At 59.5% G+C, this 23,224-nt stretch carries 21 protein-coding genes; 7 read left to right on the top strand and 14 right to left on the bottom strand.

What is annotated here, in order from left to right:
• The first annotated feature begins 12 nt into the window (after nucleotides 1-12).
• Nucleotides 13-765, top strand: coding sequence for an ABC transporter ATP-binding protein (locus Z945_RS0113605; protein WP_025052657.1), 753 nt, complete (start codon nucleotides 13-15; stop codon nucleotides 763-765).
• 100 nt (nucleotides 766-865) lie between these two features.
• Here Z945_RS0113605 and Z945_RS0113600 read toward each other — a convergent pair whose 3' ends face one another.
• The gene (locus Z945_RS0113600; RefSeq protein ID WP_025052656.1) at nucleotides 866-2,350 is read right to left on the bottom strand and encodes a class I adenylate-forming enzyme family protein; all 1,485 of its coding nucleotides are present in this window, start codon (nucleotides 2,348-2,350) and stop codon (nucleotides 866-868) included.
• 157 nt (nucleotides 2,351-2,507) lie between these two features.
• On the opposite strand from Z945_RS0113600, the gene accB reads away from it, so the two are divergent.
• The 3 genes from accB to aat are packed head-to-tail and all read left to right on the top strand — an operon-like array spanning nucleotide 2,508 to nucleotide 5,018.
• On the top strand, nucleotides 2,508-3,011 hold the full coding sequence (gene accB, locus Z945_RS0113595) for an acetyl-CoA carboxylase biotin carboxyl carrier protein (protein ID WP_025052655.1): 504 nt from the start codon (nucleotides 2,508-2,510) through the stop codon (nucleotides 3,009-3,011).
• Between the two features lie 12 nt (nucleotides 3,012-3,023).
• On the top strand, nucleotides 3,024-4,376 hold the full coding sequence (accC, locus tag Z945_RS0113590) for an acetyl-CoA carboxylase biotin carboxylase subunit (protein ID WP_025052654.1): 1,353 nt from the start codon (nucleotides 3,024-3,026) through the stop codon (nucleotides 4,374-4,376).
• Between the two features lie 6 nt (nucleotides 4,377-4,382).
• Nucleotides 4,383-5,018 (top strand): leucyl/phenylalanyl-tRNA--protein transferase, encoded by a 636-nt coding sequence (gene aat / locus Z945_RS0113585; RefSeq protein WP_025052653.1) that lies wholly within the window; start codon nucleotides 4,383-4,385, stop codon nucleotides 5,016-5,018.
• Here the strand turns inward: aat and Z945_RS0113580 are convergent.
• Both Z945_RS0113580 and Z945_RS0113575 read right to left on the bottom strand, forming a co-directional pair.
• Nucleotides 4,982-5,278 carry a DUF2155 domain-containing protein gene (locus Z945_RS0113580; RefSeq protein WP_338152106.1) on the bottom strand — a complete coding sequence of 99 codons (297 nt, stop codon included), beginning with the start codon at nucleotides 5,276-5,278 and terminating at the stop codon, nucleotides 4,982-4,984. The genes aat and Z945_RS0113580 overlap by 37 nt on opposite strands.
• 82 nt (nucleotides 5,279-5,360) lie before the next feature.
• Nucleotides 5,361-5,744, bottom strand: a complete 384-nt coding sequence (locus Z945_RS0113575; RefSeq protein WP_025052651.1) for an NADH:ubiquinone oxidoreductase subunit NDUFA12 — start codon at nucleotides 5,742-5,744, stop codon at nucleotides 5,361-5,363.
• A 172-nt stretch (nucleotides 5,745-5,916) separates the two neighbouring features.
• On the opposite strand from Z945_RS0113575, the gene Z945_RS19705 reads away from it, so the two are divergent.
• The gene (locus tag Z945_RS19705; protein WP_037971064.1) at nucleotides 5,917-7,683 is read left to right on the top strand and encodes an FkbM family methyltransferase; all 1,767 of its coding nucleotides are present in this window, start codon (nucleotides 5,917-5,919) and stop codon (nucleotides 7,681-7,683) included.
• On the opposite strand, the gene Z945_RS0113560 is transcribed toward Z945_RS19705, so the two are convergent.
• The 3 genes from Z945_RS0113560 to Z945_RS0113550 all read right to left on the bottom strand — a co-directional run bounded on the left by Z945_RS0113560 (nucleotide 7,680) and on the right by Z945_RS0113550 (nucleotide 10,384).
• Entirely contained in the window at nucleotides 7,680-8,042 is a 363-nt protein-coding gene (locus Z945_RS0113560; RefSeq protein ID WP_025052650.1) for a RidA family protein, read from the bottom strand. The two genes, Z945_RS19705 and Z945_RS0113560, sit on opposite strands and share 4 nt — an antisense overlap.
• Before the next feature lie 287 nt (nucleotides 8,043-8,329).
• Nucleotides 8,330-9,598, bottom strand: coding sequence for an ATP-dependent Clp protease ATP-binding subunit ClpX (gene clpX, locus Z945_RS0113555; protein WP_025052649.1), 1,269 nt, complete (start codon nucleotides 9,596-9,598; stop codon nucleotides 8,330-8,332).
• Between the two features lie 120 nt (nucleotides 9,599-9,718).
• On the bottom strand, nucleotides 9,719-10,384 hold the full coding sequence (locus tag Z945_RS0113550; RefSeq protein WP_025052648.1) for an ATP-dependent Clp protease proteolytic subunit: 666 nt from the start codon (nucleotides 10,382-10,384) through the stop codon (nucleotides 9,719-9,721).
• A 132-nt stretch (nucleotides 10,385-10,516) separates the two neighbouring features.
• On the opposite strand from Z945_RS0113550, the gene Z945_RS0113545 reads away from it, so the two are divergent.
• Both Z945_RS0113545 and Z945_RS0113540 read left to right on the top strand, forming a co-directional pair.
• Nucleotides 10,517-11,731 (top strand): FAD-binding domain-containing protein, encoded by a 1,215-nt coding sequence (locus Z945_RS0113545; RefSeq protein ID WP_025052647.1) that lies wholly within the window; start codon nucleotides 10,517-10,519, stop codon nucleotides 11,729-11,731.
• 123 nt (nucleotides 11,732-11,854) lie between these two features.
• Nucleotides 11,855-13,879, top strand: a complete 2,025-nt coding sequence (locus tag Z945_RS0113540) for a PhoX family protein (RefSeq protein WP_025052646.1) — start codon at nucleotides 11,855-11,857, stop codon at nucleotides 13,877-13,879.
• 50 nt (nucleotides 13,880-13,929) lie between these two features.
• Here the strand turns inward: Z945_RS0113540 and kynU are convergent, their stop codons facing one another.
• The 8 genes from kynU to Z945_RS0113500 all read right to left on the bottom strand — a co-directional run bounded on the left by kynU (nucleotide 13,930) and on the right by Z945_RS0113500 (nucleotide 23,061).
• Nucleotides 13,930-15,120, bottom strand: a complete 1,191-nt coding sequence (gene kynU, locus Z945_RS0113535; RefSeq protein WP_025052645.1) for a kynureninase — start codon at nucleotides 15,118-15,120, stop codon at nucleotides 13,930-13,932.
• Entirely contained in the window at nucleotides 15,121-15,948 is an 828-nt protein-coding gene (locus tag Z945_RS0113530) for a tryptophan 2,3-dioxygenase (protein ID WP_025052644.1), read from the bottom strand.
• The gene (locus tag Z945_RS0113525) at nucleotides 15,945-17,564 is read right to left on the bottom strand and encodes an AMP-binding protein (protein ID WP_025052643.1); all 1,620 of its coding nucleotides are present in this window, start codon (nucleotides 17,562-17,564) and stop codon (nucleotides 15,945-15,947) included. Before Z945_RS0113525 ends, Z945_RS0113530 begins: the two co-directional genes overlap by 4 nt.
• Nucleotides 17,565-18,713 carry an acyl-CoA dehydrogenase family protein gene (locus Z945_RS0113520; RefSeq protein WP_025052642.1) on the bottom strand — a complete coding sequence of 383 codons (1,149 nt, stop codon included), beginning with the start codon at nucleotides 18,711-18,713 and terminating at the stop codon, nucleotides 17,565-17,567.
• A gap of 86 nt (nucleotides 18,714-18,799) precedes the next feature.
• The gene (locus Z945_RS0113515) at nucleotides 18,800-19,600 is read right to left on the bottom strand and encodes an enoyl-CoA hydratase family protein (protein ID WP_025052641.1); all 801 of its coding nucleotides are present in this window, start codon (nucleotides 19,598-19,600) and stop codon (nucleotides 18,800-18,802) included.
• Entirely contained in the window at nucleotides 19,590-20,060 is a 471-nt protein-coding gene (locus Z945_RS0113510) for a MarR family winged helix-turn-helix transcriptional regulator (protein ID WP_025052640.1), read from the bottom strand. The genes Z945_RS0113515 and Z945_RS0113510 overlap by 11 nt, the downstream gene beginning before the upstream one ends.
• On the bottom strand, nucleotides 20,057-20,776 hold the full coding sequence (locus Z945_RS0113505; protein WP_025052639.1) for an SDR family NAD(P)-dependent oxidoreductase: 720 nt from the start codon (nucleotides 20,774-20,776) through the stop codon (nucleotides 20,057-20,059). Before Z945_RS0113505 ends, Z945_RS0113510 begins: the two co-directional genes overlap by 4 nt.
• Nucleotides 20,773-23,061 (bottom strand): bifunctional salicylyl-CoA 5-hydroxylase/oxidoreductase, encoded by a 2,289-nt coding sequence (locus tag Z945_RS0113500; protein WP_025052638.1) that lies wholly within the window; start codon nucleotides 23,059-23,061, stop codon nucleotides 20,773-20,775. Before Z945_RS0113500 ends, Z945_RS0113505 begins: the two co-directional genes overlap by 4 nt.
• Between the last annotated feature and the right edge of the window lie 163 nt (nucleotides 23,062-23,224).

Here is a 23,224-nt window from a genome sequence, read left to right as displayed (position 1 = left end):
AGGATAAAAGACATGACCACACAAACGCTTGAGAAAAACGCCAACCACGCGGCCACCGCACCCGCCTTCCTGTCGGTCTGGGATCTGCACGCCTATTACGGCGAGAGCTATATCGTGCAGGGCGTCAGCTTTAACGTCCACGAAGGCGAGATCCTCGCGCTTCTGGGTCGAAACGGGGCGGGCAAAACCTCGACTTTGCGGGCCATCGCGCGGCTTGCCTCGCCCGAAGCACGATCCGGTGAAATCTGGCTGGACCATCAGCCTCTGCACAAGATGCAAGCCTTCCAGGCCTCACAGGCGGGTTTGGGTCTGGTGCCCGAAGACCGCCGGATTATTCCCGGCCTCACGGTAGAGGAAAATCTGAAACTGGCCCAGATCGCGCCGCCCATCGGCTGGTCACTGGAACGGCTCTACACCCTGTTCCCCCGCCTGGGCGAACGCAAAAGCCAAGAGGGCACCACCCTTTCCGGCGGCGAACAGCAAATGCTGGCCATCGCCCGTGCGCTGGCCCGCGACATCAAGGTGCTGCTGCTGGATGAGCCATACGAGGGCCTCGCCCCCGTGATCGTCGACGAGATCGAAAAAACACTTGGCATAATCAAAGAACAGGGCATCACAACCATTCTGGTCGAACAGAACGCCGTCCGGGCGCTCAAACTGGCAGACCGTGCCGTGATCCTCGATACCGGCGGCATCGTCTTTGACGGCACCGCGCAAGAAGTGCTGGAGAATGCGGAACTGCGGGCGGAATACCTCGCAATCTAAGCACCCCGCCCCTGCTTCACCCTTTCAAAAATACCAAAGCGCGCCGTCACATCCGGCGCGCTTTCTCGTTACAAAGCCACCCTCAACATCGCGCCCCTGACTACAGAAGATCCCGCAAGGCAGTCTTCAGTACCTTGCCGTAATTGTTTTTGGGCAATTGCGCCAAACGGACATAGGCTTTGGGCCGTTTGAACCGGGCGATCCGGTCCAGACATAGCTGGTCCAACGCCTCTTCCGCTACATCACCAACGATAAAGGCGACGACCTCCTCACCCCATTCCGGGTGTTCGCGGCCGACGACCGAAACTTCTTTTAGATCAGGATGTGCCAGCAAGACCTCCTCCACTTCGCGCGGATAGACGTTTGAACCGCCGGTGATAATCACATCCTTGCTCCGGTCCCGTAGCGTCAGATATCCCGCTGCATCAAGGCTTCCCATATCCCCCGTCATCAGCCAGCCGTTGCGCAGCGTCCGGGCTGTCGCCTCGGGGTTGCGCCAATAGCCGGGCATCACGGTAGCACCGCGTACCATGATTTCGCCGGTCTCTCCGACCGGTAGGCTCTCACCCTCCGGCCCGCCGATCCGCAGCTCAACCGCCGCCTGCACCCTGCCAACCGACGCCAGACGCGCCTCCCAATCGGTTTGGCTGCGGTCAGACACATCGTGACGCGACAGGGCCGTAATCCCCATCGGGCATTCGCCCTGCCCGTAGATTTGCAAGAACTTTGGCCCGAACCAATCCACCGCATCTATGATGTCAGCATTATACATCGGCCCGCCCGCGTAAACGATTGTGCGCAGCCCCTCACCCCTGTCGTCTGCCGCACGGGCACCGTCGGTCAGGCGCTTGACCATCGTGGGGGCAGCAAACATCTGCACATCACCAAAATGGGCAGCCAGAGACAGAATCTCTCCTGCCTCGAACCCGCCTGAGGCCGGACAGACGTGCCGCGCCCCCGCACGCACATGCATCACCGCATAAAGCCCCGCGCCATGGCTCATCGGAGCCGCGTAAAGCGTGGCATCCTCTGCGCGCACAGGCTCCACATCGGTGTTGTAGCACAGCGCCATCGACATCAGCATGCCGTGGGTGATGATCACACCCTTGGGCTGGCCTGTGGTGCCCGATGTGTAGAAAAGCCAGGCCAGATCATCCGCGCTGCGCTCTGCAACCGCTTCCAGCGGCACCTGCTGCGCCAAGTCGTTTTCAAAACCGGCGGTGGCCACGTCGATAGAGTGTTCAGCTCGCAAGTCATCACTTTGCCCGGCCACAAAGATCGTATCGCAGTCCGCATCGGTCAATATCCACATCACCTCGCGGGGATGCAGCTTGGCGTTAATCGGTACTGCCGCCGCACCGGCGATCCATATCCCATAGAGGATCACCAGATAGTCCGGCCGATTGGCCATATAGATCGCCACGCGGTCAGCGGGTTGGACGCCCTGCCGGTGCAACAGTGCTGCGACACGCTTGGCCCGATCCGCGAAACCCGCGTAGTCCGCCACAAGTTCGGTCCCCAGAAACAAAGCCGGGCGATCCGGAAAAGCCCTCTGTGTTTCGACAAGCCAACAGGCCATGTTCATAGCGCCCCCTCCCTTTTCTTCGGCACAATGCCCGCAGGCTCGCCGCATGACAACGCCACTGGCACGGGATGGGTTTTCACTGACAGTCCCATGGCCTATAAGAACCGGTGACGTAGCGGCGCATGGCGTCGCCGGACAGGCACATGTCGAGGATTATATGACAAAAAACACCCATGACGCGGATGTCGCTTTCATCCGCGCACTTGCCGAGCTTTTGAACGAAAACGACCTGACCGAGCTTCAGGTCAAGCGGGACTATGCCGAGGACGACAGTCTGAACGTGCGCGTCAGCCGCAAACCTCCGCAGCAAATCATGGCTGCCGCCCCCCAAATGCAGGCTGCTCCGCCGGCGATGGCCTCTCCTGCTCCGGCTGCGATGTCTTCCCCTTCCGCGGGGGGTGATGGCGCGGCAGACCCCGCCAGCCTGCCGGGTGCTGTGACCTCTCCCATGGTCGGCACGATCTATATGCAGGCCGAACCGGGCGCACCTGCCTTTATCACTGTGGGGGCTTCGGTGGCCGAAGGCGACACACTGTTGATCGTCGAGGCGATGAAAACCATGAACCACATCCCCGCGCCGCGCGCAGGTACGGTCAAGCGCATCATGGTCGGGGACGGTGATGCCGTCGAGTTTGGCGCACCTCTTGTGATCCTTGAATAAGGCTGCCGCAGGATGTTCAATAAAATTCTGATCGCCAACCGGGGCGAAATTGCCTTGCGCGTGATCCGGGCCGCGCGCGAGATGGGCATCGGCTCCGTTGCAGTGCATTCGACCGCAGACAGCGACGCGATGCATGTGCGTATGGCCGACGAATCCGTCTGCGTTGGGCCGCCGTCTTCGGCGCAGTCTTACCTGTCAATTCCGTCAATCATCGCCGCATGCGAAATCACGGGAGCCGAAGCGATTCACCCTGGCTATGGATTTCTGTCGGAAAACGCCGCTTTTGTGCAGGTGGTACAGGATCACGGGCTCACCTTTATCGGCCCCACTGCCGAACATATCCGCGTAATGGGTGATAAGATCACCGCCAAGGATACCATGAAGAAACTGGGTGTGCCTTGTGTGCCCGGCTCGGATGGCGGCGTCGCCACACTAGAAGACGCCAAGGCGCTTGGCGAAGAAATGGGCTATCCTGTGATCATCAAGGCCACGGCAGGTGGCGGTGGCAAAGGCATGAAGGTCGCCCAAACCGCCAAGGATATGGAGCGCGCGTTCCAGACCGCGCGGGCCGAGGGCAAGTCGAACTTCGGCAATGACGAAGTTTACATCGAAAAATACCTGACCACGCCACGCCATATCGAAATTCAGGTTTTCGGCGATGGCAAAGGCCGCGCCGTGCATCTGGGCGAACGCGATTGCTCGCTTCAGCGCCGCCACCAGAAGGTGTTCGAGGAAGCCCCCGGTCCCGCCATCACCCCCGAAGAGCGCGCGCGCATCGGCAAGGTCTGTGCGGATGCCATGGCCAATATCAACTACATCGGCGCAGGCACGATCGAGTTTCTCTATGAGAACGGCGAGTTCTACTTCATCGAGATGAACACCCGCCTTCAGGTCGAACACCCGGTCACCGAAGCGATCTTTGGCGTCGATCTGGTGCGCGAACAGATTCGTGTGGCCTCTGGTCTTGATATGTCTTTTCAGCAGGACGATCTGACGATCAATGGGCACGCCATCGAGGTGCGGATCAACGCCGAGAAGCTGCCGAATTTCACGCCCTGCCCCGGACGGATCACGCAGTACCATGCGCCGGGTGGCCTCGGTGTGCGGATGGACAGCGCCCTTTACGATGGCTACTCAATCCCGCCATTTTACGACAGCCTGATCGGCAAGCTTATTGTCCACGGCCGCGACCGGCCAGAGGCGCTGGCCCGTCTGGACCGCGCACTCGGAGAACTGATTGTGGACGGTGTCGATACGACGGTGCCGCTGTTTCATGCCCTTCTTCAGGAAAAGGCGATTCATACCGGTGACTATAACATCCACTGGCTTGAACAATGGCTGGAAACCACTTTGGGCGATGCCTGACGCGCGATGCCCGACCTGACACCGGAGCTTTTGCTGCACGGCTATGCTATCGGGATTTTTCCGATGGCAGAACACCGCGACGACACAGAGATCTTTTGGGTCGATCCCGAACGGCGCGGGGTGCTGCCGCTGGACGGCTTTCACATGTCCCGGTCGCTGGCCAAAGCCATGCGGCGCAGCACATTTGAGGTGGCGATCAACCGCGATTTCGACGCCGTGGTCGCGGCCTGCGCGGACCGTGCCGACACATGGATCAACGCTGAAATATCCAGTCTTTACAGCGCGCTGCACCTTAGGGGGCACGCTCATTCGCTAGAAATTCGGGATGCGGGCAGCCTGGTTGGTGGCGTTTACGGAGTGACGCTGGGCACCGCATTCTTTGGCGAAAGCATGTTTTCACGGCGCAGTAATGCGTCGAAGATGGCGCTGGCCGCATTGATCGACAGATTGAACCGCGCTGGTTTCACCCTGTTTGACACGCAGTTCCTGACCACACATCTTGCGTCCCTTGGGGCGCAGGAAATAACGCGCAAAGCATATCACACACTACTGGAACATGCCCAAACCCGCACGGCAGACTTCACGGGTCCAGAACCGCTGACCCTTTATGAGGTGATGCAGCGGATGACCCAAACATCGTAGCGCGGATGTTCTAGCGCTGACAAAGCGGGAGAGGATGAAATCATCCAACCCGAAAACAGAACGCCCGCGCGCCCCTGTTCGGAAATCTCAAGGGAAGCGAAGGCATTGCCCGAAGGATTACCCTCAGGGTAGCGACAGTCGTTCAGCACCACTTGCACCGGGCCAATCGCCTGTATTTGGCCGACACGCAGTTCGAAATCCCTCGTCTGACCAGAAGTCTTGTCAAGCGATCGCAACACGGCACCGGGGCCGCTTGTCACGCTCTGTCCCGCTACAGGACTTGCCAATAAACTCAGCAATGCCAGTGACTTGAACATCTGCCTGAAAGCGTGTTTCACGCGATCACTCCGGCGTCCATGCCTCGTAATCGGAACGGTCCGCAGGCTTTTCCTGCCGGATCGACCCGGCCGGCGCATAGGCCATTGCGGTCCCTGTCAGGTTCTCGATATGCGGCTTTTCCCAGGTCTTATGCGCCAAGGGCCGATCTGTCGGCGGCTCGTCCCATGTATGGTGCAACCAGCCGTGCCAGTCCGGACTGACCCGTGTCGCTTCCATTTCACCATTGAACATGACCCAGCGCCGGGTGTTGTCGGCATTGCGGAAATAAATATTTCCCTGCTCGTCTTCCCCCACTTTGACGCCCTTGCGCCAGCTCCAGAACTGGGTGTTCAGGGTGTTGCCATCCCACCAGGTCAATGCCCGAAAGATTGTATTCAAAAGGCCCATGATGCTCTCCGCGCTCGATTAAAGCGGTTATGCACCACTGCGCGCGGCGCGTCCAGCGGCAGGACGGTGTTGCGACAAAGACTCGGACCTTTGCCGAGGATTAAGCCTCTTTGGCAAAACCATTGGCCCAGATGCCCCCGCAAGGTAGTGTTTTTGAAACGGAGACAATCCCATGGCAACCAAAAGCACCGAACCGACCCATGCCGCAGAATGTCATGGTGTCAAAGTGCCGGACAGCCCCCTGCTCACCCCCACCCGTATCGAGCGAATCAATGGTGCACGTTATGAGGGACAGGAAATTGCGGGCGCTTTGAAGGTGGTGCGCCGTGGCGATAAGGTGTTGGAATTGGGCGCGGGCATCGGCTTGGTCGGTGCAATTGTCGCAAAAAACGCCGAACCGGCCAAAGTGCTGTCGTTCGAGGCCAATCCGAACCTGATTGAGCATATCACTGCGCTCTACGAGCTGAACCGGCTCGAAACCAAGATCGAAGTCCGCAACGAGGTGCTGATCTCGGCACCCGACGCGCCCAAAACCATGACCTTCCATATCCGCAACTCCTATCTCGGCTCATCGTTGATCGATACCGACAGCCGTGCGACCACAGCAGTCGAAGTCCCGACAGCGGACTACAAAACCGTCCATGCAGAATTCGCTCCGGACATCCTTTTGATGGACATTGAGGGCGGCGAGCTCGACTTTTTGCGCCATGCCTCACTCGATGGGATCCGGGCCATCGTGATTGAATTCCACCCCGAAGCCTATGGCGTGGAAGGCATGATTGAATGTAAATCCATCCTTGAACGTGCCGGTTTCGCCAAAGTGGCCGGCCATTCCACCCGCCATGTCTGGACCTGCACCTTCGACAAAGCCTTGCAGCCCCCCGTGCCCGAAGGCGGATGGACCACCCAGATCGAAACGCTGGAAAAGGCCGTCGTCGTCCCTCCGACGGAACAGAACTTTGTCCAAAAGGCCGGCCTGCTGCGCAGCGACGGCAGCTATCACAGCTCCGGCGCGTTGTGGCGGAACGGGCGCTCTTTGACGATAAAACCGCCGATGCCGGAAGGTGAGCTGCCGCTGCGCAAGGGAACCTGGCTATGGGGTGGTGTGCTTTGGATGCACTTCGGACATTTTCTGGTGGAGAGCACGGCACGGCTCTGGGCACTTGATCACCTCAAAGACAAGATCGACGGCATTCTCTTCATTCCCAAACGACCGCGCAATGGCGAAGACGTGCTTCAGTTCCAACGTGATCTGGTTGCCCTACTTGGCACAGATGCCCCCGTGGTGTGCGCGGCAGCCCCCGAGCGTGTGGAAAAGCTGATCGTCCCTGGCCAAGGCTTCGGTCTGGGCCGCATGATCGAAGGCACCCAAGAATACCGCGCCGCCATCGCCAACCGCTTTGGCAAGGACGTTAAGGCAGACGGCGCCGAGAAGCTCTATATCAGCCGCAGCAAGCTGCCCGCCGGACGTGGCAACCTGATCGGAGAGTCAGAGCTTGAGGCCAAGTTGGCTGCCGAAGACTACAGCATCTATCACCCTGAAAAGCATGACATATTCCACCAGATCGCGACCTATAAGGCCGCCAGGCAAGTGATTGCCGCAGAAGGATCAGCCCTGCATATGCTGGCAATGGTCGCGGATCCGAAAACCGACATTGCGATGATCGTACGCCGCCCGTCCGGTGCCACAGCCAACCTTGAAACGCACGTCCGGTCTTTCACCGGAACCGCGCCTGTGACCATCACCCACCTCAAGCGATCATGGAAACCTCTGGGGGCCGCCAAGCCGCGCATGTGGATGGGCGAGTTGGACATGCCCGCAGTGCAAACCGCCTTGGCCCAGGCAGGCTTCATCGCGAAGGGGAGCGCCCGCTGGGATCCGCTTGACCCGAAAGAGGTACAGGAGCGCCTTGGCGACCGCTTCGAGGAAGTCGCCTAGGCCGGCAACAGCGCTGTCACTTCGATCTCGATCCGGTACTTCGGGTCGATCAGCCCACATTCGATCATGGTTGCCGCGGGCGGGTTCTCACCAAATGCGGCCACCAGCACGGGCCAACACGGCTCGAACTCGGCGCGATCCGGCAGCATGTAGGTCACCCGCACCACATCCGCAAAAGAAGCGCCTGCTTCATCCAGTGCCGCTGCGATGATTTCCAATGCAGACCGGCATTGACTGACCACATCATTGCCCTGTCCCACGGTGCCTGCAACATGGACAAATCCGCCCGCGACAACTGCACGGCAATAGCCGACCTTCTGCTCGAATGCGCCGCCCGATGATATCCGTCGTATGTTCATGTCAATCCTCCCGCTGGTTTCGGAGCCGCCCTTGCTTGAGCACAGACGGCCTGATCGGGGGGACGGCGTCAAGATAAATTGCCGAGGGACCGCTTGCGGGAGACGGCCAATTGTCTTGAGGACGGCACCACGATCCGGCAGGCAGAGATCAATCAAGGGCGGGTGCGAGACCTGCTGGTTTTGGTGAGACCCGCAGCCTTTCCCCCCACGAAAAAGAAAAAGGGGCGCGTCCTGAAACGCGCCCTTTTTAGCCACTAAACTCGTGCAACCCGCAGGTCGCCCCGCTCTTAACCCGCTGTTGCAGGCTCTTTCTTTTCCGTCTCGCCGTGGATCATCAACGGAGTGGCATCGGTGTTCACCGCCTCTTCGTTCACCACAACTTCACTGACGGTTTCCAACCCAGGCAGATCGAACATGGTATCCAGCAGAATATCCTCAAGGATCGACCGCAAACCACGGGCACCTGTCTTGCGCTCGATCGCGCGCTTGGCGATAGCTGACAACGCATCATCGGTGAAGGTCAGCTGCGTGTCTTCCAACTCGAACAGGCGCTGGTATTGCTTCACAAGCGCATTCTTGGGCTGTGTCAGGATGGTGACCAAAGCATCTTCGTCCAGATCTTCCAGCGTGGCCAGAACCGGCAAACGACCGACGAATTCCGGGATCAGACCGAACTTCAACAGGTCTTCCGGCTCCAGATCGGTGAAAATCTCGCCGATGCCGCGCGCATCGTTGTCGCGCACATCCGCGCCGAAGCCCATGGCTGAGCCTTTGCCCCGTGCCGCGATGATCTTGTCGAGACCAGCGAAAGCACCGCCGCAGATGAAGAGGATATTCGTGGTGTCCACTTGCAGGAATTCCTGTTGCGGATGCTTGCGCCCGCCCTGCGGCGGTACGGAAGCCACAGTGCCTTCCATCAGCTTCAGAAGCGCCTGCTGCACCCCCTCACCCGATACATCGCGTGTGATCGAAGGATTTTCCGACTTTCGCGTAATTTTATCGACTTCATCGATATAGACAATACCACGCTGTGCACGCTCTACGTTGTACTCTGACGATTGCAGCAGCTTGAGGATGATGTTTTCGACGTCCTCACCCACATAGCCAGCTTCGGTCAACGTCGTTGCATCGGCCATCGTGAATGGTACATCAAGGATGCGGGCCAGTGTTTGCGCCAGCAACGTCTTGCCGCAACCGGTGGGGCCAATCAGCAGAATGTTGGATTTCGCCAGTTCGATGTCGCCGCCCTTCTGGGCGTGATTCAATCGCTTGTAATGGTTGTGCACCGCCACCGACAGCACACGTTTGGCCATCGCCTGACCGATTACATAATCGTCCAGAACCTCACAGATGTCTTTCGGCGTGGGTACGCCGTCCGTCGCCTTCAGGCCACTCGCCTTTGTCTCTTCGCGGATGATATCCATGCAAAGTTCGACACATTCGTCGCAGATGAAAACGGTCGGTCCCGCAATCAGCTTACGCACCTCATGCTGGCTCTTGCCGCAGAAGCTGCAGTACAATGTGTTTTTGCTATCACCGCCAGAAGTATTCGCCATGTCAGCCCTTTCAGGTCTGTCGTGAATTTTGCACCCCCGAACAGGGTGCGGTCCTTGCCCAAACACTAGGGCAGTGCCACAGGCGCTACAATCGTAAAATCGCAGCACCTGAGGTCTTGGTTACTTGTCGCCTTTGGGCTTTTTCGCCTTGGCCTTGGGCGCATCGCTGTCGTCTTCCTTGCCACGGTTGGCAACGATTTCGTCGATGTGACCCCATTCCAGCGCTTCATCCGGCGTCATCCACAGATCACGGTCCAGTGCCTTTTGCACAGTCTCATAGTCCTGACCGGAGTGATGCATATAAAGTTGGTACATCCGCTCGCGGGTGCGTTCGATGTGACGTGCAGAAATCAGGATATCTTCGGCAACGCCCTGACTGCCGCCGGAGGGCTGGTGAATCATGACTTCGGCATTGGGCAGCGCAAAGCGCATGCCCTTCTCGCCGCCGATCGCAATGACAGAGCCCATCGAAGCCGCCATGCCGCAGATCAACGTGGACACTTTGGGGCGGATGTACTGCATCGTGTCATAGATCGACAGACCGGCCGACACCTCGCCACCGGGCGAGTTGATGTACATTGAAATTTCCTTGGAGGGGTTTTCCGCCTCAAGATGCAAAAGCTGCGCCACCACAAGATGGCTCATACCGCTGTGGATCGGGCCGTTGATGAAAATGATCCGTTCTTTCAGCAGACGCGAGAAAATGTCGTAGGCGCGTTCGCCCCGGCTGGTCTGCTCGACCACCATCGGGACGAGGTTGCTGTAAGTTTCATGGGGATGGTTCATAATGTCTGCCTGTATTTGTGTTCGCAGGACCATACCTGCCAAACCGTTAGCATCAGATTAGTCGCGGGCAGACGGACCTTCAAGGGGGGCCGGGCATGTTGCCCTTGCGCAAGCGCGCCCTAGGTGCCGCACATGACCCAAGAAACAGCACATGACGATCTGATCGCAGCCCCCGGCCTTACGGACGCCCGCGCCCGATTGGCCGGCTTCGCGCCCCATGCCGGCAGCGCCTATGCGGAAGGGCGCAATTTCGATCACGGGCCGGGGCGGCATGATGCTGTCTCGACCCTCTCGCCCTATCTGAAACTGCGTGCCTTGGACGAAATCGACGTGACCCGCGCCGTGCTCGCCCATCATAGCGCAGAGGCTGCAGACAAGTACCTGACAGAGGTGTTCTGGCGTACCTATTGGAAAGGCTGGATGGAGATGCGTCCGGGCGTCTGGGAGCAATACCTAAGCGATCTCAATCAGTTGCGCGACGACGTTCAGACCCAGTCGGGCTTGCGCGCCCGTTGGGAAGACGCCTGCAGCGGCCAGACCGGGATTGCGCCTTTTGACGCTTGGGCGCAGGAACTGGTGCAAACCGGCTATCTGCACAATCACGCACGAATGTGGTTCGCATCGATCTGGATCTTTACGCTGGAATTGCCGTGGCAATTGGGCGCAGATTTCTTCCTCCGGCATTTGCTGGATGGCGATGCAGCGGTCAATACGCTCAGCTGGCGCTGGGTCGCGGGCATCCAGACGCGGGGCAAGAGCTATCTTGCGGATCCCGGCAACATCGCGCGGTTCACCGGTGGCAGGTTTGTCGGTGTGCGCGGTCTGGTCAGTACGGCCCATCCCCAAGAGGCACCGCCGAACCCCGATCCGATGGCCCTGCCGCCCTGCGACACGGTGCCGCTCGCATCACGCTATGGCCTTCTGCTGCATGACGATGATGTGAACGCGGAACGGATGCGCGCGGCAGCCCCCGACGCTGTCGCAGTCGCCTATGCCGATGCCAGCGAAGGACACAGCCCGTGGCATATTGCCCCTCATGTCGCGGCTTTCAGGCAGGCCACCGCGCAAAGCACCCTGCCCGAGGGTCAGCAGATGGATACACTCGCAACGGCGCAGGCCATAGCAGATTGGGCGCGAGAAAATGCCTTGGAGCAGATCGTCGCAGGCTATGCTCCCGTTGGTCCCGTACAGCAGATGTTCGCCGCCTACCGCGCCATCGACGGTGTGCCCCCTATCAACCTGATGCGGCGTCCGTTGGACAGCACGGCTTGGCCGCTTGCTACCAAGGGGTTCTTCCCGTTTCGCAAACATATACCTGATCTGATCGCCCGCTTTGCGCGGGATTGATCGGGGACAAGAAACTGTCCCGCCCCGACGCGGGCGTGGCAGAATACCTTCAAAGCTGTCACATTGCAGAAACAAACGCGGGGCAAATCACCGCAGAGTGAATTCAATCGTGAGAGCGACGCCATGAAACGCAGTGACATCATCAACGACCCCTCTATCGGCAACAAGTCCGAAGCCTATGAGGCCTTTGACGACATCCCGACCAACCCCAATCTCGGCCGTACCATCGGGGATGTGATCAACACCCGCTATGGCCGCCGCGATGTCTTGCGCGGTATGCTTGGCGTGTCGGCCTCAACTGCGCTTTTCAGCACCTCCGCCCTCGTTGCCCCTGCCCCGGCACAGGCAGGCACTGCGAGCCGGTACAGGTTCGAAGAATTGATCGCCGGCAATGATGAGATGCACCACGTAGCCGACGGGTATGACGCCAAGGTGCTCCTGCGCTGGGGCGATCCGATCACCGCCGATGCGCCGGAATTCGACGTGATGGACCAGACCGCTGCGGCCCAGTTGAAGCAATTCGGCTATAACAACGACTATATCGGATTTGTGCCGCTGAATGAGGCTGGCACGCGTGGGTTGCTTTGTGTGAACCACGAATACACCAACGAAGAGGTGATGTTCCCCGGTCTGGGCCGTCAGGACCGCGATGGCTTTGCCGGTATGACGCCAGAGCTGATCGACATCGAGATGGCCGCCCACGGCGGGTCTATTGTCGAGATCACCAAGGACAATGCAGGCACATGGCAGGTCGTGCGGGATGGGAAGATGAACCGCCGCATCACGCCGCTTGATACCGCCATGGTGTTGAGCGGACCTGCCGCGGGTCACGAGCGCATGAAAACGAGCGACGATCCCGATGGTGTCAACGTCATCGGCACGCTGAACAATTGTGCAGGCGGCATGACCCCCTGGGGCACTTGGTTGATGGCCGAGGAAAACTTTCACGGCTACTACTGGACCGATGTGCTGGATGCCGAGGGAAAGCCCGATCTTTCCGCGCACAGCGATGCAGCCTCCAAGAAACGTTATGGCGTGCCGGGCATGTGGTACAACTGGGGAACCCGGCACGACCGCTTTAACATCGACCGCGAACCAAACGCGCCCAACAAATTCGGCTGGGTGGTCGAAGTGGATCCGATGGACCCGACCTCAACCCCGATCAAGCGCACCGCTTTGGGCCGGTTTCGTCATGAGGGGGCCGAGACCACAGTCAGCAGCGATGGCAAGCTCGTGGTCTATATGGGCGACGACAACCGCTTTGATTATCAGTATAAATATGTCTCCGACGGTACAGTTTCCGATGTCGCCTCCGAGAACGGCAAGCTCTTGGACGAAGGCACGCTTTATGTGGCGCGGTTTGACGCCGATGGCACCGTCACATGGATGCCACTGGTGCATGGGACCGGGCCACTGACGACCGTGAACGGCTTTGCCTCTCAGGCCGATGTGCTGATTGACACGCGCCTCGCCGCCGACGCGCTGGGGGCCACGCCGATGGACCGTCCCGAGGATGCGCAGCCGCGCGGCGACGGCACCGCCTATATCATGCTGACCAACAACTCACGCAGAGAACCGGATGAAGTAAACCCCGCAAACCCCCGTTCCAAAAGCCGTTTTGGCCATATCATCGAGATCAAGGAAGATGGCGGCAACCACGCGGCGACCTTCGGCACATGGTCGATCCTCGTGAAATGTGGCGATCCATCACTGGCCGAAGTCGGTGCCCAATGGAACCCGGAAACATCCGAGAACGGCTGGTTCGGATCGCCCGACAATTGCGCCATCGACGCGGACGGGCGGTTGTGGGTGTCTACCGATCAGGGATCGAACTGGGGAAGGACCGGCAAATCTGACGGGCTTTATGCGGTGGAGACTGAAGGCACCGCGCGCGGCACTTCAAAGCTGTTTTTCCGGTGTCCCGTCGGCGGCGAGATGTGCGGCCCCTATTTCACCGACGACGGAAAGACTTTGTTTCTGGCGGTCCAGCATCCCGGTACCGACGGCACAAAAGACCTCAAAGGGTTTGAACGCGCCTCGACCTTCGAAGACCCCGCGACGCGCTGGCCAGACTTTGACCCCGCCATGCCGCCGCGCCCTTCGGTGGTTGTGGTGACCAAAAAAGGTGGCGGCAAAATCGCCGTCTGATTATCAGATTGGTTGACCGCCGATGTGGCCCCGCCGTTTAACCGGCGGGACTAGGTCACGCGGCTGCGAACCTTGTAGTTTTCATCGTCCCACAAGGCGTTCTCCATCACATCCTTGATCACCCGCACCGCAGCACTCACATCGCCCGCATCCAGATAAAGCGGCGTAAAGCCAAAGCGCATGATTTCAGGCGCACGGAAATCGCCGATCACCCCCCGGTCGATGAGCGCCTGCATCGCAGCATAGCCATGCTCGAACCGGAACGAGACTTGCGAGCCGCGCACGGTGCTGTCACGGGGGCTGGCAAGGGTCAGCTGCGGCACGTCCCGCTCGACTTCCTCGATAAATTGCTCTTGCAGTTCGATGGAAGCTGCGCGGACATCCTGCATCGACACGCCTTCCCAGACTGCCATCGCTGACTGAAGTGCCGCCAGTTGCAGCACCGGCGGCGTGCCCACGCGCATCCGCTCGATCCCTTTGGCGGGTTTGTAGTGCAGATCGAAATCGAACGGGCTGTGATGGCCCAACCATCCGCTAAGCGCCGGCTCAGCACTATCGGCCAGATCGGGGCGCACATAGATGAACGCAGGGGCACCCGGCCCGCCATTAAGATATTTATAGGTGCAGCCCACCGCAAATTCGCAGTTTGCTGCGGCCAGATCGACAGGGATGGCACCCGCAGAATGGGCCAGATCCCAGACCATCACCGCGCCCGCTGCATGGGTCATTTCGGTGATCGTCTTCATGTCGTGCATGCGGCCGGTGCGGTAATCGACCTCTGTCAGCATCACGACGGCGACATCATCACCGATGGCATCCGCCACTTCGTCAGGCGCAACGGTGCGCAGCTCATAACCCTGCTGTAGCAGCCCGACCAACCCTTCAGCCATATAGAGATCGCTCGGGAAATTGCCGGTATCAGACAGGATCACCCGCCGGTCCGGGCGCATTTTCAATCCTGCGGCCAGTGCCTGATAAACCTTGACCGACAACGTGTCGCCCATCACCACAGACCCCGATGCCGCGCCTATCAATTGGCCCACCGCATCGCCCACATCCGATGGCATAGCCATCCAGCCTGCCTTGTTCCAGCCGCCGATCAGCATTTGGGCCCATTCGTCATTCATCGTGCCTGCCACCCGTTCAGGCACAGTTTTGGGCATCGGTCCCAGCGAGTTGCCATCCAGATAGACGACACCTTCGGGGATGATAAAAGCCTCTTTGTTCAACACGTTCGCCACTTATAATGCTCCTCTGACATGCCATAACTCCGGAAACAGCTCGACCTCTAGCATCTTGCGCAGATAGGCCACACCACTGGTGCCGCCGGTGCCGCGTTTGAAGCCGATGATCCGCTCAACGGTGGTGACATGGTTGAACCGCCAACGGCGGAAATAATCCTCAAGATCGACCAGTTTCTCGGCCAATTCGTACAGCTCCCAATAGGTGCCGGGGTCTTCGTACACCTTCTGCCACAGTTCCTGAATGGCCGGGTCGGCCTTCCAGTCTTCGGTGCTGGGTTGTCCGGCCAAGGAGGCCACCCCCATCCGCGAGCAGGTGACGTCGATGGCCACCTGATACAGGCTCGGCAACGCCAGTTCCGCGCTCAGCGCTTCATAGGCATCCGGCTTGTGCGCGTGGAGCTTCATCAGCGCCCCGATGCGGTTGCCCAGCAGATATTCAACCAAGCGGTATTGATGCGACTGGAACCCAGATGAATTTCCCAGTGAAGGGCGAAACGCCGTGTATTCACTGGGCGTCATGGTGCGCAACACGTCCCAGGCCGAGTTCAGCTGCTCAAATATGCGTGCCACGCGGGTCAACATCTTGAACGCCGGTTTCAGCTTGCCTTCCATCATCACCGCTCGCGCCGCCTGAAGCTCGTGAATGGCCAGCCGCATCCAAAGCTCGGATGTCTGATGCTGCACGATGAACAGCATCTCGTCATGGGCATCAGACAACGGGTGTTGCGCAGTCAGGATCGCATCAAGGCCCAGATAGTCGCCATAGGACATATCCTTGGCAAAATCCATTTTCGCCCCCGTCGAGGCATCGTCGAAATCGCTCATGACTGCTCTCTCAACGCGAAGCGCTGGATCTTGCCCGTAGCCGTCTTGGGCAGCGCGTCGATGAACCGGATATCACGCGGGTACTTGTAAGGGGCGATGGTGCTTTTCACATGGTTCTGCAGTTCCTTAATCAGCGCATCATCTCCTTTGACGCCGGCCACCAGCACGATATGCGCCTGCACGATGGCACCTCGCGTTTCGTCTGCGGCGGCCACAACGCCACATTCGCTGACCGCAGGATGCGACAGCAAGGCGGCCTCCACTTCCGGGCCGGCGATGTTATAGCCTGCGCTGATGATCATATCGTCGTTGCGGGCCGCAAAATGCAGATAACCGTCCGCATCCATGCTGAAACTGTCACCGGTGATGTTCCATCCGTCCTTCACATAGGCCTGCTGCCGCGCATCCGCGAGATAACGGCACCCCGTAGGCCCGCGCACGGCCAGACGCCCGACCTCTCCGCGCGGCACTTCATCGCCGTTCTCATCAATGATCCTGGCCTCATAGCCGGTGACAGGTTTACCGGTACAAGCCGCCCTGTGATCATCAAAGCGGTTCGAGATAAAGATATGCAGCATTTCGGTCGCGCCGATCCCGTCCAGCATCGGCTTGCCGGTCTTTTCTTTCCAGTCATGATAGACGGGTGCGGGCAAGGTCTCCCCCGCGCTGACGGCCGCCCGCAGCGAGGACAGGTCCGCCCCCTCTTCCATCGCCTGCAACATGGCGCGGTAAGCAGTGGGCGCGGTAAAACACACCGTCGCTTTAAATTTCTCGATGATCTCGATCATATTGGGCGGGCTTGCTGTCTCCAGCAGTGTCGCTGCCGCACCAAAACGCAACGGGAAAACCGCCAGCCCCCCCAGCCCGAAGGTAAAGGCCAAAGGCGGCGAGCCGACAAAGACGTCATCAGGGGTCACTTGCAAGACTTCGCGGGCATACCCATCCGCGATGATCAGCAGATCGCGGTGAAAATGCATCGTCGCCTTCGGCTCGCCCGTAGTGCCCGAGGTAAAGCCCAGCAGCGCCACATCATCCTGCGCCGTTTCCACAGCCTGAAACTGTACAGGTTTTTCCAGTGCCAGTCGGTCCAGTTCGGCGTCATGATTGCTGGTCCCGTCGAAACCCACAACACTGGTCAGAAAGTCAGAGGTTTTCGCACAGGCCGTCATCTCGTCCATCAACCGCGTGTCACAAAGCGCATGTGAGATCTGGGCCTTGTCCACGATCGCGGCCAGTTCACCCGCCCGCAACATCGGCATGGTATTGACCACAACCGCCCCTGCCTTGGTCGCAGCCAACCAACACGCCACCATCGCGGGGTTATTCGCAGACCGGATCAGCACCCGGTTGCCCGGCTTCAGCCCCAGATGATCCACCATCGCATTGGCCAGCTTGTTGGTCCAATCCGTCAGTTCCTTGTAGGTGCGTCTGCGCCCGTTGCCGATCAGCGCGGTATGATCGCCAAATCCTTTTTCGACCATCTCATCCGTCAGTTCCACGCCGACGTTCAGTTGATCGGGATAGTCGAAAGCCTCCAGCAGCAGGTCAGGCCACTGCCCCATATCCGGCAGGTTGTCGCGGGTGAAGGTGTCACTATGCGCTGACGGTCCCAGCATCTATCTGCTCCCCAGAGTTTGGCGGGCAATCACCACACGCTGCACATCGGATGCCCCTTCGTAAATGCGCAGAGCGCGGATTTCGCGGTACAGACTTTCAACCATTTGACCGTGACGCACACCGTCGCCCCCGTGCAATTGCACGGCCTTGTCGATAACGGTCTGCGCATGATCCGTGGCGAACAATTTGGCCATCGCCGCCTCGCGCGTGACCCGTGGCGCACCACTGTCCTTGGCCCAGGCAGCACGGTAGATCAACAAAGCGGAAGCATCCACATCCACCGCCATATCCGCGATATGCCCTTGCACTATTTGCAAATCCGATAGCGGCGCACCCTGCACCTTGCGGCTGGTGACCCGCTCGATCGCCTCATCCAGCGCACGCCGGGCAAAGCCCAATGCGGCCGCCGCCACGGTAGAGCGGAACACATCCAGCACCGACATGGCGATGCCGAAACCGCGGCCACTCTCGCCGATCAAAGCCGATCCGGGCACTTTCACCCCATCAAAATGCAACGTGGCCAGCGGATGCGGTGCGATCACCTCAAGCCGCTCTTCCACCTTCAATCCGGGGGTGTCGGCAGGCACGACAAAAGCCGACAGGCCCTTTGCCCCCGGTGCCTCACCCGTCCTAGCAAAGACGGTGTAGACATCTGCAATCCCTCCATTGGAAATCCAGGTCTTGCGCCCATCCAGCACAAAACCATTTCCGTCAGCCGTTGCCGTCATGGTCGAGCTTGCCACATCAGACCCCGACTGCGGTTCTGTCAGCGCAAAGGCGGAAATCGCGGCACCGCTGCGGGTTTTCGGCAGCCATTCGCTCTGCTGCTCCTCTGTCCCGAAAAGCGATATCGCGCCAGTCCCCAATCCCTGCATGGCAAAGGCAAAGTCAGCCAGGCCATCATGCCGCGCCAGAGTTTCCCGGATCAGACACAGGCTGCGCACGTCAAGGCGCTCCCCCGCCTGAGCGCCTGAATGGCGCAACCATCCCCCCTCGCCCAGCAAGGTGACAATCGACCGGCAGGCCGCATCGGTATCGCTGTGATCCACAGCACTCAAATGCTGCGTGGCCCAACCGTCCAGCGCATCCGCCAACTCCCGATGCCGCTCTTCAAAAAACGGCCAGGTCAGAAAACTCCGGTCACTCATCGCGCCACATCCCTTCTTTCTTGCTTTCTCTTTTTGGCCTTATATCCCGCGGGGTCTGGGGCAGAGCCCCAGTCGACGGCCCCACGTCAGTCCCCCTCGAAAACAGGGCGCTCCTTGGCCACGAACGCTTTATACGCCCGCTCGAAATCGCCCGTTTGCATGCAAATTGCCTGCGCCTGCGCTTCGGCCTCGATCGCTTGCTCGATCGACATCGACCATTCCTGCGCCAGCATGGTCTTGGTCATCATATGCGCAAAGTTCGGCCCGGCCTGTATTTGCTGCGCCAGCGCCAAAGCCTCCGCGTCCAGTGCATCTGATGAAACCAAGCGATTGAAGAAGCCCCAGCGTTCGCCTTCCTCCGCCGACATCGACCGGCCCGTGTAAAGCAGTTCTGCCGCGCGGGTCTGGCCAATCACACGCGGCAGGATTGCACAGGCCCCCATGTCGCAGCCCGCCAGCCCGACGCGGGTGAACAAAAATGCGGTTTTCGCCTCGGGTGTTGCAACCCGCAGGTCCGATGCCATCGCAATGATCGCCCCCGCGCCCACGCAGATGCCGTCCACAGCCGCAACCACAGGCTTGCCGCAGTTCACAATCGCCTTGACCAAATCGCCGGTCATGCGGGTGAACCGCAGCAGTTCTTTCATGTTCATCCGGGTCAAAGGCCCAATGATATCATGCACATCGCCGCCAGAGCTAAAGTTGCCCCCATTGGATCCAAAGACCACCACATCAACGTCATCGGCATAGACCAGATCGCGGAACCAGTCGCGCATCTCGGCATAGCTGTCGAATGTGAGCGGGTTTTTACGATCAGGCCGATCCAGCCGGACAGTGGCGATCCCGTTCTCGATTTCACAAATAAAATGTTTCACATCACTGCGCATGTACGCTTTCCTTCTTTTGGGTATCGGCGTCTGCGGCGGCCGCAAAGGCCTGCAAGCGTTCCGCCATCGCGCGGGCATCTTCGGGGCTGACGCCGCTCAACATCTCGTTGATCCAATTCTCATGGGCGCGGGCCTGGACCGCAAATTCCCGCTCTCCCGCAGGTGTTAATTTCAGCAAGATGGCGCGGCGGTCGTCGGGGACGGCGATCCGTTCAACCAGCCCCTCTTCGCCCAGCCGGTCGGCGATGCCTGTCACATTACCGTTCGAGACGCGCAACACGCCGGACAACTGGCTCATTTTCAGCCCCTCGGGGTGGCGCGACAGAGCCGACATCACATCAAATCGCGGCAGGGTCGTGTTGTGACCCCGCCGCAGGTTATCGCGCAACTCGTGCTCAATGCCGCGCACGACTTTCAGCAGCCGAAGCCACAGTCGCACGCGGTCTTTGGCCGCTGTCATATTTCGCCGCCCGAGACCACCAGATCATGACCGTTGATCATCGAAGCTTCTGGCGATGCCAGGAACCGCACAGCGGCGGTGACTTCATCCACTGTGATCATCCGGCGCATCGGGTTATTGGTCACCAGCATTTTCTCGGCGGCCGCTTGGTCGACTTCCATGCGTTTCATGACGTTCTTGACCGCACCCGCTGCCATGTCGGTGTCCACGAAACCGGGGCAGACCGCGTTGCAGGTGATGCCCGATTTGGCCACCTCGATAGCAAGGGACCGCACCAGCCCCAGCACACCATGCTTGGCCGCCGCATAGGCCGCCAGACCGCCACCGCCCTTGAGGCTGGCAATCGACGCCATGGCGATCAATCGCCCACCGGGCTGCATTCCGGCCTGCAATGTTTCGCGGAAGGTCAGAAAGGTGCCGGTGAGGTTCACGGCCAATGTATCATTGAAAAGCTGCAGCGGCATGTCCTTGACCGGCATTCCGTGGCCATAGCCTGCGTTGGCAACGACCACATCATAGGGACGATCGAACATGGATTTGACCCCGTCCTCATCGGTGATGTCCACCTGCACACAGCGCATCTTGCCGCCTGAGGTTTCCTCAAGCGCGTCCATGCGGCGCCCTGCGATGGTCACCTCGTCGCCGCGCGCCAAAAAGTCCTGCGCCACGTCGCGGCCAATGCCCGATCCGCCGCCTGTTACCAAAATCTGTCTCATACTTTCTCCATTTCCGCGGCCTTGTCGGCCAGCCGCCACATCTGATCGCGCCCTGCTTCGTAGGGCAAGGGCCACTTGGCGTGCCGGTCGCCGATTGCCGCCCCTTCACGTAACGTCCAATAGGGATCGGTCAGATGGGGCCGTGCAAGGCAGACCAGATCCGCCCGTCCCGCCATCAAAATCGAATTGACATGATCCGCCTCGAATATGTTGCCCACGGCCATCGTCTTGATCCCGCCTTCGTTGCGAATGCGGTCCGAGAATGGCGTCTGGAACATGCGGCCATAGACCGGTTGCGCCTCTGTCGAGGTCTGACCGGCGGAGACGTCGATGATGTCAGCGCCTGCCGCCTCGAACATGCCGGCAATTTGCACTGCCTCTTCGGGCGTCACGCCGTCTGCGTGCCAGTCATTGGCCGAAATACGCACGGACATCGGCTTGCCCTTGGGCCAGACCACGCGCATGGCCTCGAAGACTTCCAAAGGATAGCGCATGCGGTTCTCAAGCGAGCCGCCGTATTCATCGCTGCGTGTGTTGGACAGCGGCGAGATAAAGGACGAAATGAAATACCCGTGGGCGGCGTGTAGCTCGATCATGTCAAAGCCCGCACGCTCTGCCATCTGGGCCGCCGCCACAAAATCATTGCGGATCCGGTCCATGTCGGCGCGGCTGGCTTCGATTGGAGTGGCGTTTTCCTCTGACCACGGGATCGCGGAGGCCGAATAAATGTCCCACGCCCCCTCGGATAGCGGCTTGTCCATCCCTTCCCAACCGATCCGTGTCGCCCCCTTGCGCCCCGCGTGGCCGATCTGGCAACAGATTTTTGCGTCGGTTTCGGTGTGTACGAAATCAGTCAGCCGCTTCCATGCAGCCTCGTGTTCAGGCGCGTAAAGCCCCGGACAGCCAGGCGTAATCCGCCCATCAGCACTCACGCAGGTCATCTCGGTATAGACCAACCCTGCCCCGCCCTTGGCCCGTTCACCGTAGTGAATGAGGTGCCAGTCGGTCGGACAGCCATCGACCGCTTTGTACTGCGCCATCGGCGAGACGACGACGCGGTTCTCGAGCTTCAGATCGCGCATTTGGAACGGCGCAAACATGGGCGCGCGTGCGGGGCCATTGGACCCGGCACCGGCCTGTTCCATGAACCACTTCTCGGCACCCGCCAGCCATTCAGGGTCGCGGGCGCGCAGGTTTTCATGGCTTATCCGTTGCGAGCGGGTCAGCATCGAGTAGTTCAGCTGCACCGGATCAAGATCAAGATACCGCTCCACATCCTCGAACCATTCCAGTGAGTTACGCGCCGCCGACTGCAAGCGCAGCACTTCAAGCCGCCGCGCGTCCTCGTATTTCGCGAAGGCCACGTCGATCTCGCCTTCGGCATGGACATGATCGGCCAGCGAAATGGCGGATTCCAGCGCTAGCTTGGTCCCCGACCCGATGGAGAAATGCGCCGTCGCCGCCGCATCGCCCAGCAGCACGACATTCTCGTGATGCCATTTTTCGCAGAGCACACGGGGGAATCTGATCCAGGCCGACCCGCGAATGTGGTTGGCATTGGTCATCAGCGCATGACCGCCCAGATGCTTCTCGAACACCTCTTCGCAGATCGCAATGGTGTCCTGCTGCGACATCTCGCCAAAGCCGTAGTTGTCAAAGGTCTGCTGCGAACATTCCACAATGAAAGTCGCCGTATCCTCATCAAATTGATAGGCATGGACCCAAAGCCACCCCTTATCTGTCTTCTCGAAGATAAAGGTGAAGGCGTCGTCGAATTTCTGGTGCGTGCCGAGCCAGACAAACTGGCATTTGCGCACATCTACATCGGGCTGAAAGGTGTCCTGAAATTCCATACGCGTTTTGGAGTTCAGCCCGTCGCAGGCCACCACCATGTCGTAGTCGTCCATATAGGCCGATGCTGATTTGACCTCGGTCTCGAATTGCAGATCGACGCCCAGATCGCGGGCGCGGTTCTGCAAAATTTGCAACAAACGCATCCGTCCGATCCCGCAGAACCCGTGGCCGGAGCTGACCGTCTTCTGGCCTTTATAGACCAGCGCCATGTCGTCCCAATAGGCAAAATTCTTGCGAATCTCTGCGGCTGAGACGGGATCGTTGGCTTCGAGATTCGACAGCGTCTCGTCCGAGAGAACCACGCCCCATCCAAAGGTGTCGTCGGGGCGGTTACGTTCCAGCACAGTCACTTCAGCTTGCGGATCACGCAGTTTCAAAGAGATGCCGAAGTATAGGCCAGCCGGCCCGCCGCCCAGACAAATTGCACGCATGTCGCCCCCAAATCTCAGGTTGTTGTCATCGAGTCGATGTCTTGCGGCCAAATGTAATCAGATTATCCTTCAGGTCAAAACATTTTATGTATAAAATAAAAACACGCCCATCGCCTATCGTTATCTTGGGACGAAGTGTTAATCTGGCCTTCACAGGATTCAC

The sequence above is a fragment of the Sulfitobacter noctilucae genome (genome assembly GCF_000622365.1).
Classification (GTDB): domain Bacteria; phylum Pseudomonadota; class Alphaproteobacteria; order Rhodobacterales; family Rhodobacteraceae; genus Sulfitobacter; species Sulfitobacter noctilucae.
This window is presented reverse-complemented; position numbering and strand designations above follow the sequence as displayed.

Excerpts from the sequence above, each read along its gene's own strand:
- Z945_RS0113605 (WP_025052657.1), top strand. The coding sequence starts at position 13 with ATGACCACACAAACGCTTGAGAAAAACGCCAACCACGCGGCCACCGCA.
- Z945_RS0113600 (WP_025052656.1), bottom strand. The coding sequence starts at position 2,350 with ATGAACATGGCCTGTTGGCTTGTCGAAACACAGAGGGCTTTTCCGGAT.
- accB (WP_025052655.1), top strand. The coding sequence starts at position 2,508 with ATGACAAAAAACACCCATGACGCGGATGTCGCTTTCATCCGCGCACTT.
- accC (WP_025052654.1), top strand. The coding sequence starts at position 3,024 with ATGTTCAATAAAATTCTGATCGCCAACCGGGGCGAAATTGCCTTGCGC.
- aat (WP_025052653.1), top strand. The coding sequence starts at position 4,383 with ATGCCCGACCTGACACCGGAGCTTTTGCTGCACGGCTATGCTATCGGG.
- Z945_RS0113575 (WP_025052651.1), bottom strand. The coding sequence starts at position 5,744 with ATGGGCCTTTTGAATACAATCTTTCGGGCATTGACCTGGTGGGATGGC.
- Z945_RS19705 (WP_037971064.1), top strand. The coding sequence starts at position 5,917 with ATGGCAACCAAAAGCACCGAACCGACCCATGCCGCAGAATGTCATGGT.
- Z945_RS0113560 (WP_025052650.1), bottom strand. The coding sequence starts at position 8,042 with ATGAACATACGACGGATATCATCGGGCGGCGCATTCGAGCAGAAGGTC.
- clpX (WP_025052649.1), bottom strand. The coding sequence starts at position 9,598 with ATGGCGAATACTTCTGGCGGTGATAGCAAAAACACATTGTACTGCAGC.
- Z945_RS0113550 (WP_025052648.1), bottom strand. The coding sequence starts at position 10,384 with ATGAACCATCCCCATGAAACTTACAGCAACCTCGTCCCGATGGTGGTC.
- Z945_RS0113545 (WP_025052647.1), top strand. The coding sequence starts at position 10,517 with ATGACCCAAGAAACAGCACATGACGATCTGATCGCAGCCCCCGGCCTT.
- Z945_RS0113540 (WP_025052646.1), top strand. The coding sequence starts at position 11,855 with ATGAAACGCAGTGACATCATCAACGACCCCTCTATCGGCAACAAGTCC.
- Z945_RS0113530 (WP_025052644.1), bottom strand. The coding sequence starts at position 15,948 with ATGAGCGATTTCGACGATGCCTCGACGGGGGCGAAAATGGATTTTGCC.
- Z945_RS0113525 (WP_025052643.1), bottom strand. The coding sequence starts at position 17,564 with ATGCTGGGACCGTCAGCGCATAGTGACACCTTCACCCGCGACAACCTG.
- Z945_RS0113520 (WP_025052642.1), bottom strand. The coding sequence starts at position 18,713 with ATGAGTGACCGGAGTTTTCTGACCTGGCCGTTTTTTGAAGAGCGGCAT.
- Z945_RS0113515 (WP_025052641.1), bottom strand. The coding sequence starts at position 19,600 with ATGCGCAGTGATGTGAAACATTTTATTTGTGAAATCGAGAACGGGATC.
- Z945_RS0113510 (WP_025052640.1), bottom strand. The coding sequence starts at position 20,060 with ATGACAGCGGCCAAAGACCGCGTGCGACTGTGGCTTCGGCTGCTGAAA.
- Z945_RS0113505 (WP_025052639.1), bottom strand. The coding sequence starts at position 20,776 with ATGAGACAGATTTTGGTAACAGGCGGCGGATCGGGCATTGGCCGCGAC.
- Z945_RS0113500 (WP_025052638.1), bottom strand. The coding sequence starts at position 23,061 with ATGCGTGCAATTTGTCTGGGCGGCGGGCCGGCTGGCCTATACTTCGGC.